Source organism: Alteromonas sp. CyTr2 (assembly GCF_947311905.1).
Taxonomy (GTDB): domain Bacteria; phylum Pseudomonadota; class Gammaproteobacteria; order Enterobacterales; family Alteromonadaceae; genus Alteromonas; species Alteromonas macleodii.
In genome coordinates this window covers 151,597-163,619 of sequence record NZ_CAMZMZ010000002.1, presented here as the reverse complement: position 1 = coordinate 163,619, position 12,023 = coordinate 151,597, and the positions used below count along the sequence as shown (strand labels likewise).

Genomic DNA, 12,023 nt, shown 5'->3' with positions numbered 1-12,023 from the left:
AAACCCAATTTCTTTAGATCAGGGCTGAAAACAATGACGAAAAAAGCATCTCAACTTTCGCGGATAGCTGCCGCGATCTCAGTCGCAACCCTATTTGGCTGTGGAGGCGGAGCAACCACATCTACAGACATCGACGTTGTTGATCCTGCGGCACCCGTTTCTGACTGGGAGCTGGTATGGAGCGACGAGTTCGATGGGAACAGTATTGACGATGACAACTGGACTCATGAAGTAAACTGCGACGGTGGCGGCAATAATGAATCTCAGTGTTATACCGACAGCGAAGACAATTCATTTGTGTCTGACGGTAGCCTAAAAATTGTTGCTCTACCCGCGGAAGAAGGAGCGCAAAAGCCTTATACGTCAGCCCGTCTAAACACGCGCTACAAAGCAGACTTTAAATACGGCCGTATTGAAATGCGTGCTAAATTACCCTCTGGTCAAGGCAGTTGGCCGGCGTTTTGGATGATGCCTACTGATGAGGTTTACGGTGGCTGGCCTCGTTCTGGCGAAATTGACATCATGGAAGCCGTAAACCTTAAGGCACTAGATGCTGACGGCAATCCTGAAAGCCATATTCACGGCACCCTTCACTATGGTCAAGAATGGCCAAATAACGATAGCTCAGGCAAAGCCTACTCGCTTCCTGATGGAGCGAATCCAGCAGACGACTTTCACACCTACGCCGTTGAATGGCAAGAAGGCGAAATTCGCTGGTACATGGACGATTACCTTTACGCTACGCAGCGTCGTTCAGAAGTTCGTTATAACGCAAACGGTGACGCAACTGGACTTTCTCACCGCGGCTGGTATGCGGAATACTTTGAGCAAGGCACAGGTGAGCTAACCACTCACTGGGACAACGCGCCATTCGATCAAGAATTCTACATTATCCTTAACTTTGCAGTAGGTGGCGACTGGCCAGCTAACGTAAACGAAACAGGCATTGATGCTGAAGCGTTTGCCGAAGGTCAGACTTACGAGGTCGATTATGTTCGAGTGTACCAATGTGCATCGAACCCAGACACCGGCAAGGGCTGTGAAACTGTTCGCCCAGGTTACAACTCACTAGACGATGCATTAGTGGAAGGCGAGGCGCCTATCCCTTCACCACCGTCAACCGGTGTTGCACAAAACCTTACTATTTTCGACGGAACACCTAATCCAAACTGGCCTGCGTGGGACTGCTGCGGTGGGTCAACACCAGCACTTGTAGAAGATGCCGAGCAAGGACAGGTTTTCGAATTTGCTATTAATGAAACACCTACGGTAATGGGCTTTATCAGTCGAGCTCAATTCATTACCGACCCAGAAGGTGAAGCGTCTCCGTTTGATGCGTCTCCAATGGAAGAAACTGGCAGTGTTAAATTCGATCTGAAAGTTACATCGCTGCCTGCAAATGCGACAACTAATTGGCTATTTAAGATTGAAAGTTCTGAAGGTTCAACTGCCGCAGAACTTCCACTGATGGACGGCTATGTAGGACCCGCAGACACCGCTGGTGCTGCGCCTGAACAGGGTGTGTGGGAGTCTTACGAATTTCCACTTAGCGCGCTTGCAGCAGCAGGCTTAGATACAAGTGCTATCGATGTCATCATGGTTTTCCCTGCGTGGGATACCGGCAATGGAGCAGTGTATCGCATGGCTAACGTAGAAATTTCGCAAGAAGGCGGAGCTAGCTACCCAGAATTAGTCATCTTCGAAGATGGGCAAAACCCTAACTGGCCTATGTGGGACTGCTGTGGCGGCTCTACCCCTACTGAAGAAATGGACAACGAAGAACACGGTCTAACTGCAGAATTTCGAATTGGCGCAGAACCGACTGTAATGGGCTTTATCACGCGTCCTGAATCTGGCGGCGGTGACACCCCGTTCGATGCTACAGCACTTACCGACGGTGGCTTATTGCAGTTTGATATGCGCGTAGTGAGTGCGCCTAGTAACGCCGAAGCATCTTGGATATTCAAAATCGAGTCTAATGGCGCATCTACTGCTGTTGAATTGCCACTTTCTGATAGCGTTGAGGGTCAGGAGCCTGTGGAAGGTGAATGGCAAACCTACACATTTACTATTTCAGAATTGCAGGCACGTGGTTTGGACGTAAGTGCTATCGACGTCATTATGGTTTTCCCAGCTTGGGACACAGGTGAAGGCGCGGTTTATCGCTTAGACAATGTGAAATTTTACCACCCTGATAGCGGCGAAGATGCGTCAGGTGCGGGCATCACGCTCTTTGCTGATACAGCAGCTGAACAATGGTCAATCTGGGATTGTTGTGGTGGCTCAACGCCAACTGAAGAAGTAGACGACGCGGAACACGGCACAGTAGCAGAATTTCGCATTGGCGCTACACCAACGGTGATGGGTTTCTTAGCTGATGAAACCGTATCATTCGATGCTTCATCACTACTTTCAAATGGCGCGATTAAGTTTGAAATGAAAGTAAGCTCAATGCCTAACGACGCCTCTGCACCTTGGTTGTTCAAAGTAGAGTCCATTAATGTCTCTTCTGCTGTTGAACTTCCAATGTCGGCCAGCTTGGAAGGTGCTGATCCGGTTGAAGGTGAATGGCAAACATACACTTTCCCACTACAAACCCTATATGACGCAGGCTTAGATATCAGCGCTATCAACGTCATCATGATGTTCCCAGCATGGGGGCAAGGCGAAGGTGCAGTTTATCGCATCGACAATGTAGAAATAGCAGCACAGTAACAAAGCAAATGCCGCTTTAGCCTTTAAAGCGGCAGTGACCAATTGATAAGAATTAGTAGGGCAATTATGAAAAACACACCATTTAAAAAGACCCAGCTTGCCACATCAATGGCTTTGTTGATGGGCTCTACCCTAGCTCTTCCCTCTTACGCACAAGAATCAGAAGCGGTAACACCGGCAGAGGGCGAAGTTGAAGTTATTCAAGTAAGCGGTATTCGCGGCAGTATGATCCGCTCTATGGATTTGAAACGCAGCTCAAGCGGCGTAGTAGATGCCATATCCGCTGAAGAACTAGGTAAATTTCCTGATACCAACCTGGCTGAGGCACTTCAACGCATTACAGGTGTAAGTATTAGTCGTTCAAACGGTGAAGGTAGTGAAATTACCGTTCGTGGTTTTGGTCCTGAGTTCAACCTAATTACCCTGAACGGTAGACAAATGCCGGGGACGGGCTTTACCCGTTCCTTCAATTTAGCCAACCTTTCTTCTGAAGGTGTAAACACGCTTGAGCTTCAGAAGACCGCCCGTGCAGAAAATCCCAGCGGGGGACTAGGTGCAACGGTAAACATTATTACCATGAAGCCGTTGGCGCAATCAGGACAAAATGCCACGTTTTCAGTGAAAGGTATTTACGACTCGTCTAACGAAGCGGGTGATGACGTAACCCCTGAAATTGCTGGTGTCTACAGCAACACGTTTGCCGATGACATGTTTGGATTTGGTCTGTCATTCTCTCACCAAGAACGTGACTTTCAGCAGCAAGCGGCAAATATTCAAGGCTGGCAGCTTCAAGAAAACGCTGTACTACCTGACTTAGACCCTGAAAATGTGGTTGATAACCGCACCAATATTACCGACGCTGCGTTCTTCCCTAAAGACATGAACTACAGCATTACTGACGTTCAGCGTGAGCGTTCAAACGCCCAAGTTACTTTCCAATTTCGCCCAGTTGACGATTTTACGGCAACGATAGATTACACTGCAACACGCGCCACAACTGGCACCAACACAGTGGGATGGGGTATTTGGAATAACTTTGGCGCTAATATTAATGCGTACGAATTAGACGAAAATGGTACAGCAGTCTATGCCGATATTAGTGGCGACGACGGCTCGTTTACTGCCAGTCGCGAAACCACGCGAGTTGACGCGCGTTCAATTGGTGTAAACCTAGACTGGGTAGTGTCTGACGATTGGCATTTCCGTCTGGATTACCACGATTCTTACAACGAGATTGATAACGGTTATGACAAAGGTTTGGGTAGCTCTGGTCAAATTATACTGGGCTCAAACCAGCTTGAGTCAAAAGTTTACGACTACAGAGCAGGCGAGATTCCACAAGTTTATGTGAACTGGAACAACGGTACGAATGAAATCTTACCTAGTGAAATTGACTCTAACTTCAGCCAATTCATTTACTCACCAGGTCGCTCTGATATTGAGCAACTGCAGCTTGACGGCACGTGGTATAACTCAGCTTTCGACATACCACTGGTTAAAATTGACTTTGGTTACGCCCGAACAGAACAAGCATTGACGGGTTTTGAAGCGTGGAGCGGACTACGCGGTGGCCCGGGTTTTAGTCCATCTTTCACAGAAATTTTCCCAGACAGCATGTTTATTCGCAATGACACATCAGGCTTCCTAGACGCTTTTGACGGTGGCGGCGCAGGCATGAATCCGGGTTACTATTACACCTATGATTTTGACGAAGCCATTGCCCGTCAACTTGCTTTCATTACTGGTGATGTCGTTGGCGAGAGTAACGCTTACTCTATCGACCCTTACTTCAGCGGTGCGCCTTCTGTCAGTAACGTAGAGGAAATTACCGACTCTATTTATGTTCAGTCAGAGTGGGACTTCGAGGTCGGTGATTATTACGTGCAAATAAATGCTGGTGTACGCTACGAAGAAACAGAAGTGCCAAGCTCTGCGGAGGTTCGTGTACCTGTGCAGGTAAATTGGGTCGCAGCTTCTGAGTGGATCACGCAGTTTGAAGACGAGCTACAGGTGCAAGACTTTACTGGCGAATATGACATTTTATTACCCATGTTCGACGTAAAAGTAGATGTGACGGATGACATTGTTGCGCGTTTCTCTTGGGGTAAATCAATTACCAGAGCGCCGATTGGCTTGCTACAAGGTGGCTTGGCATTCAGTGGAAGCCCTAAAATTGGCGCGAGAACCGCATCGGCGGGTAACACCAGCTTGCTACCGTTCGAGTCAACTAACTTAGACCTTTCATTTGAGTGGTACTACGACGAGTCGAGCATGCTTGCCGTGGGTTTATTCAGAAAGTCGGTTGAAAACTACATTACAACCACAGGTCAAGATCAGCAGTTCGAAGGTTTACGCGACATCTATCAAGGCCCTCGCTGGAACGAAGCCGTGACCGCATTAACGGCAGCTGGTGAGCAAGCCACCGATAGCGCTATATATAATTACTTTATTGATAACGGCTATGCTGACGAAAACGGTGTGGTAACCCCTAATGCGGACGACCCGTTAATTACCTGGCGTACCACACAGCCTGGTAATTCCAGCGATTCAAAAACGGTTGAAGGTATTGAGCTAGCTATACAGCACACGTTTGGCGACACTGGTTTTGGTTTCGGCGCCAACGCAACGTTAGTTGACGGTGACGTTGAATACGACCCTTACAACCTGAACGAGCAAGACCCGCTAGTAGGTATCAGCGACTCCGCCAACTTCCAAGTGTTTTATGAGAAAGAAGGCCTTTCTGTAAAAGTGACCTATGCATGGCGCTCAGACTATGTTGTGGGTATTGGCCAAGCACAAGGTTCTTCAGATAACCCAGCAACTCAGTTCGACACCTTTGGTCAAGTTGATGCCAGCATCAACTATGATGTGAATGAGCACCTAACTGTCTTCCTAGAAGGCGTAAACATTAACGACGAAACAGAGCGTGGCTACGGCCGATTCGAAGAGCAATTCTTATTTGCTCGTCAGTACGGACCTCGCTACACGCTTGGCGCTAGATATACTTTCTAAGTTGATAGAGCAATAATTCTAAGGGCCTTTTCAGGCCCTTTTTTGTAATTAAACAGCATTGTTTTAACGTCGACAAATCGCTTATCCAACATTACTCGGTAACGGGCGTTCCGTCCTTATTAAATTTCGCTATTTCGGCCCCAGAAGACTCCCATTCTTCCTTTTCAGCTTTAGTGGCTTTGGGTGAGAACCAGCCAACGTAGGCGTAAAATATCCCTATTAGGGGCGCCGTCCAACAAGCAAAGGCAAGAGGGATGTACAGCAGGTTTTCTAAGTTTGCGCCAGAAATACCCAGGCCAAGAGCAGATATCACAAACGCACCACCGGCATTCCAAGGGATGAGCGGTGACATTAACGTGCCCCCTTCTTCAATGCCACGGGACAGGTTAAGCGTGGAATAACCCATGCCTCTATAAACGGGTGAATACATTCTTCCCGGCAAGGCTACCGACAAGTACGGGTCGCCAGCCACCAGATTAGTAGAAAACGCCGTTCCTACAGCTGCAACCTGAGTACCGGCGAAGGTTTTCGCTTTGCTTTTAATAGCGTTAATAATGCTTCTTAGGCAGCCCGTCGTTTCTAGCGCACCGCCAAAACCAAGCGCAATGAGTACCAACGAAATGGTCCACATCATAGACTGAACACCACCACGGTTAAGCAAACTATCTATTTCAACGATATTAGTTTGAATTGAATAGCCGTTATTTGCATAGTCGAAGACGGCTTGTAGGCTTTGTCCCTGCATAAACATGGCGAACACGCCTCCAACTACAGCCCCAGCGAATAGTGCAGGAAGGGGTGGAATTTTCTTTAGCGCCAGCCCCATAACAACAAGCGCTGGCAATAATGCCCAGCCGGAAATGGTAAAGTTGTCTTCTAATGCTGTAGTAATACCTGCAATTTTTGCAAACGAAACGCTCTGAGCGTCAATGACGAAAAAGCCAACGCCAAGATAAATTAAAAATGCGATAACCATGGCTGGAATTGTGGTTGCCATCATATTTTTGATATGTGAAAACACATCCGTGCCGGTAACAGCTGGGGCAAGGTTTGTAGTATCAGACAGGGGCGACACTTTATCGCCGAAAAATGCGCCGGAAACTACTGCGCCCGCCGTCCAATACATAGGAATATCAAATCCTTCGCCGATACCCATCAAGGCAAGGCCAACGGTACCTACACTTCCCCAGCTTGTGCCTAGTGAAACGGATACCACTGCACAAATAACCATACCCGCGGCCAGAAAAATTTGGGGAGACAGGGTCTTTAACCCGTAGTAAATAATGGTGGGTACCGTACCGCTGGCTATCCAAATACCTATGATCATCCCTACAACAATAAGTACGCTTACCGACGGCAACGCAACATGGATAACTTTAAAGATTCCTGCCCGCACTTCTTCCCACGTTAGACCAAGATAAGTACCAACAAAACTTGTTAATGCTATGCCAATGGCAAGCGGTATATGAGGCTCAAACACGCCAAAGTAAAATATCTGGGTGCCAAGGATTAAGAGCGTCAATACAACAGGTGTTAACGCAAGTAAGAGACTTGGTGTTGCCCGCTGTTCATCTGTCATTTTACTACCCTGTAATTCAATGAGTGATAAGAATGAATGCACAGCCGACAAACACCTAAACCAGCTTTCATTCAAACACTGATTATTGTTAATGTTACAGATTGGCTACGGGATGAATTGCATAATAGATCGATAAATAGCTGGTTAAGAGACCGTTGGTACCGTTCTCATCTATCGAAAACAAATGAAATTTCATTTAATCATGAGCATACGATCACCTTTGTTGGCTCCTCGCATTGTGTTTTTTCAGCATTGGACTTGAACGTGAAAGCTTTTTGTAATTTAGCTCCAACGATACGTGTTTGTGATATAGAATCTCTATTGAGGAACACACGCCTCACTCTTTCACACAGGATAAAGGGATTAATGTGAATATGATTAATAATAAAACGTTTATATCAGCGGTATCACTTCTAGCCACCATCGGCGTCACATCAGGATGTGCAACAACATCTTCTCAAGTAGTTGAGACACCGAAAGTAAATAGCTATAACACTCAGTATACAGGCGAAAAGAAAAAACTCGTTGTCGGCCAGTTCGTAAATCGCTCTAGCTTCCAAAACGGCATTTTCTCAAATGGCCAAGACCGTCTGGGTAGCCAAGCTAAGACCACGTTGATGAGCCACTTACAACAAACCAATCGTTTCAGCGTTTTAGATAGAGATAATATGAATCTCTTAGCTGAAGAAGCTCAGCGTACTGGTACAGAACAAAAAATTTCTGGCGCAAAGTTTGTTATCACAGGTGACGTTACTGAGTTCGGTCGTAAAGCAATTGGTGATAAGCAGCTTTTCGGTATTCTCGGTAAAGGTAAATCGCAAATTGCTTATGCCAAAGTAACGTTGAACGTGGTCGATGTTACCACGTCAGAAGTGGTTTATTCTGTCGCAGGCGCAGGTGAATACAGTCTTTCAGAAAGAGAGGTTATCGGCTTTGGCAGCACAGCAAGCTACGATGCCACGTTAAATGGAAAGGTTCTTGATTTAGCCATCCGCGAATCGGTTAACAATTTAGTTAACGGTATCGAATCAGGGGCATGGAAGATTTAAGAATGAAAAAGTTAATAATACTTACAGCCCTAACATTAGGAATTGTAGGGTGTAAAACTACCGAGCCGCTTTACTATTACGGTGAATATAATAAAGCCGTTTACAGTTACCTGAAAGGCGAAGAAACGACCGTCGAAGAACAAATTATGGTTCTAGAAGAGACTATTGAACTCGCTGCGGCAAACGGAAAAAATATTGCACCTGGTGTACATGCACATCTTGGAATGCTGTATTTCGAAAGTGGAAATATTCTGCAAGGCGAAGCGCATTTCGAAACAGAAAAGCAATTATTTCCAGAATCGAAGCAATACATCGATTTCCTTCTTAATTCAGCTAAAGGAGCGTAATTGATGTTTGCTAGAATCCTTAGTGCACTTGTTTTAATTACCTCTTTGTCTGCATGCGTAAGCATGCCGCCTGCTCACGACTACACAGCATTTAAAGCTGCCAATCCTGCGTCGGTTATTATTTTACCTCCGTTGAATAATACCCCTGAAGTGATTGCGCCATATAGTGTTATGACACAGCTTGCTACCCCAATTGCCGAATCAGGTTTTTATGTATTTCCTGTCGCTATGGTTAATCATACCTTTAACAATAATGGTTTGACGCAAGCCGCCGATATTCAAGCAGTTCCGACGACTAAGCTAAAAGAGATATTCGGTGCAGACACGGCACTTTACGTCACTATCGATGACTACGGCACAAGCTATGTGGTTATTTCAAGTGAAACACGAGTAACTGTAACAGCATCTCTTGTAGATCTTGAGACTGGAAACATGCTTTGGACCGGAGCGGCTACCGCATCGAGTGCAGAACAGCAAAACGCCAACAGCGGCGGTTTAGTGGGTATGCTAGTACAAGCAGCGGTAAGTCAAATTTTTGAAACCGTAACAGATAGAGGATTTGATATTGCAGCTATAACCTCTGCTCGACTTCTTTCTGCTGAAAGCTATAACGGCCTGTTATATGGCCCTCGCTCTCCGAAGTACGGGCAACCTGTACCTAGCGAAAAGCAAAAATAAGAGCGTTTATCGTTGGTTAATACCGCCATGATTAAATAATCATGGCGGTATTTTTTCACTCAACTCGTCACTTGTCAGTAACTCAGTTTTGGCAATTTATACTCGCCGATTTGCCAGCCTCGGGCGTAAACTGAATATCTGCCACACTCAAGCTAGCCTTCCCTGAACTTCCCAGCTCAAACGGCACCACAAGACCGGTAAAGTCGATACCTTCATTAACAAAGCACTGTAGATCAATACTTACGTTTGTCCATGTGTCAGCTGGCATTGCCTTTAGCTGCTCGCTAATATCAATTTGAGTTGAGCAGCTGCCTGCTGCGTCTCCCTCGCCCTCACAATTCATGCCTACCGTTACAGGTGTATTGATGTCTGAGTGACGACTTACGTTGAAGCTAAGCGCACCATGTGTAAGTAATTGCGCACTTAAATCTTCACGGAAAAAGCTCTTGCTTGCAAAACGCATGGCGGCGAACTCAGTGCCATCGAAGGTTATTTTACGCGCATCTTCCTGCACTTCTTTATCAACCGTACGATAAGTAATTGCTCCAACAGTATGCGTGCTTGCGTTCACTGCCAGAGAATCATCACCAGAGTAAAGCCATAACACCCAAGGTGCCTCAACCGAGCCCTTCAGAATTTCCATCGGCTTGTTACTGTCCGTACTCACCTTAATTTCAGTATTTAGCGTATCGCTTAGAACGTTGTCATCGCTGTACGTTAAGCCGAAGCCATAAGGCAGCAAAGGTTCATAGGTTTCATCCCCTTTGTTAACGATTTGCTGGGGTTCTGACGGCCACGAGAAAGACAGCTTGCCTTTAAAGTCCTGCTCACCAAACAATACGTCTGCCACCGCTGCACCTTCAGAGCCAGGAAGCCAAGCTGCAACAAATGCATCAGATGCATTTAGCTCTGCATTAACCCACATCGGACGGCCGCTGATAAATACCGACACCACGGGAATGCCCTGAGATTTCAATTTTTCGAGCAACGATAGATCCGTCTTGCTACCGTGTTGATAAATTAAGGTTTCTCTATCGCCATGACCTTCTGCATAAGGCTCTTCGCCGAACACCACAATGGCGACATCAGGTTTAGTTTCAAAGCTACCGTCAACCGATAGCTGTACGTTGCCACCTGCATTTTCTACATGCGCTTTAATACCGTCATAAATAGAGCTGCCGCCAGGGAAATCATCATTGGTATTATTTGTTCCTTGCCACGTGATGCTCCACCCCCCAGATTGCTTGCCGATGTTATCTGCACCATCTCCCGCTACCAGTATGCGTTTGCTTGCAGAAATCGGGAGGGTTTTATTTTTGTTTTTCAGCAGCACCAGAGACTCGCGCACCGCTTGCGCCGCCACTTCTCTATGCTCTGCCTTACCAATAAGCGAACGGTCACCAGATAACGGGCGGTTTGCCGGGCTTGGCTTTTCGAAAAGCCCAGCGCGTACTTTCACTCGAAGAATTCGGCGTACCGCATCGTCAATACGCGACATAGGGATGGTGCCGTCGTTTACTTGAGCAAGAGTGTTGTCATACAGCACCTTCCAATCATTGGGCACCATAAAGATATCTAAGCCTGCATTGATGGCCTGCGCACAATCTTCGTTGTTGCAACCTTTAACTTGCCCATGACCGTTCCAGTCACCGACTACAAACCCGTCAAAGCCCATTTGCTCTTTAAGTACGTCGGTTAGTAAGTACTTATGACCATGCAGTTTCTCGCCATTCCAGCTATTGAACGACGCCATAACAGATTGTGCGCCCGCCGTTAGTCCGCCCACGTAGCCTTGGGCGTGAATATCAAATAACTCTTGTTCGCTGGCAACATTGTCACCTTGGTCATCACCGCCAACCGTACCGCCGTCACCTACAAAGTGCTTTACCGTGCTAATTACACGCTGGTCGCTTAAGAAGTCTTTGTCAGCTGCCCCTTGAAGACCTTTAACCACTGAAGCAGCATACTCTCTAACAATGGCTGGGTCTTCAGAATAGCTCTCGTAGGTTCTGCCCCAGCGATCGTCACGTACCACAGCAACGGTAGGCGCAAATACCCAATCGATACCTGTCGCCATGACCTCTTTAGCTGTAATGTGCGCAATCTTCTCTACCAGTTCAGGGTTGTTTGCAGCGCCTAATCCAATGTTGTGAGGAAACAAGGTTGCGCCTATAACATTGTTATGACCGTGTACTGCGTCTGTCCCCCACATTGTAGGAATTGTCGAGCCGTCCAAACTGTCATCGATGGAAGCCTGATAAAGCTTTTCTGCAAGTGCTACCCAGTCTTCTGGTGTGGCGTGCTTGTCGTTATTAGGGAATGCGCCACCGCCATTAAGATAAGAACCAAATCCGTATTTGCGCATATCTTCTACCGTGATATTGCGAATTTCAGGCTGGATCATCTGCGCAATTTTTTGCTCGACAGTCATGGTAGACAGAATTTCTTCAACCTTGGTTTCGACAGCAGGGTTTGATTTAACTTCAATATCAAGCTTAGGCCACACTGCGCTCGCTTTGCTTGGCTGTGGCTCAACATCATCGACTGAAGCCGTATTTTTTTCAGCTGAACATGCACTAACTAAAACGCCAACCAATGCACCGGTAACAACTTTCGCGATTATACTTTTTCGCATTATTTATC

At 46.7% G+C, this 12,023-nt stretch carries 7 protein-coding genes; 5 read left to right on the top strand and 2 right to left on the bottom strand.

Annotated elements, in window-relative coordinates:
• Positions 1-33: 33 nt before the first annotated feature.
• Positions 34-2,715, top strand: a complete 2,682-nt coding sequence (locus tag QME20_RS02115; protein ID WP_281715363.1) for a glycoside hydrolase family 16 protein — start codon at positions 34-36, stop codon at positions 2,713-2,715.
• Between the two features lie 66 nt (positions 2,716-2,781).
• Positions 2,782-5,727: a TonB-dependent receptor gene (locus QME20_RS02110; RefSeq protein ID WP_281715362.1), complete on the top strand. Its 2,946-nt coding sequence runs from the start codon at positions 2,782-2,784 to the stop codon at positions 5,725-5,727.
• Positions 5,728-5,818: 91 nt separating this feature from the next.
• Here the strand turns inward: QME20_RS02110 and nhaC are convergent, their stop codons facing one another.
• Positions 5,819-7,306, bottom strand: coding sequence for a Na+/H+ antiporter NhaC (gene nhaC, locus QME20_RS02105; protein WP_281715361.1), 1,488 nt, complete (start codon positions 7,304-7,306; stop codon positions 5,819-5,821).
• A gap of 374 nt (positions 7,307-7,680) precedes the next feature.
• Between nhaC and QME20_RS02100 the strand changes: the two genes are divergently transcribed.
• The 3 genes from QME20_RS02100 to QME20_RS02090 are packed head-to-tail and all read left to right on the top strand — an operon-like array spanning position 7,681 to position 9,380.
• Positions 7,681-8,355 (top strand): CsgG/HfaB family protein, encoded by a 675-nt coding sequence (locus tag QME20_RS02100; RefSeq protein WP_281715360.1) that lies wholly within the window; start codon positions 7,681-7,683, stop codon positions 8,353-8,355.
• 2 nt (positions 8,356-8,357) lie between these two features.
• The gene (locus QME20_RS02095; protein ID WP_044556859.1) at positions 8,358-8,702 is read left to right on the top strand and encodes a DUF4810 domain-containing protein; all 345 of its coding nucleotides are present in this window, start codon (positions 8,358-8,360) and stop codon (positions 8,700-8,702) included.
• Between the two features lie 3 nt (positions 8,703-8,705).
• A complete protein-coding gene (locus QME20_RS02090) occupies positions 8,706-9,380 on the top strand; it encodes a DUF799 domain-containing protein (RefSeq protein WP_239257676.1) in 675 nt (224 codons plus the stop codon).
• Between the two features lie 82 nt (positions 9,381-9,462).
• Here QME20_RS02090 and QME20_RS02085 read toward each other — a convergent pair whose 3' ends face one another.
• Positions 9,463-12,015, bottom strand: a complete 2,553-nt coding sequence (locus QME20_RS02085; protein WP_281715359.1) for an exo 1,3/1,4-beta-D-glucan glucohydrolase — start codon at positions 12,013-12,015, stop codon at positions 9,463-9,465.
• Positions 12,016-12,023 lie beyond the last annotated feature (8 nt).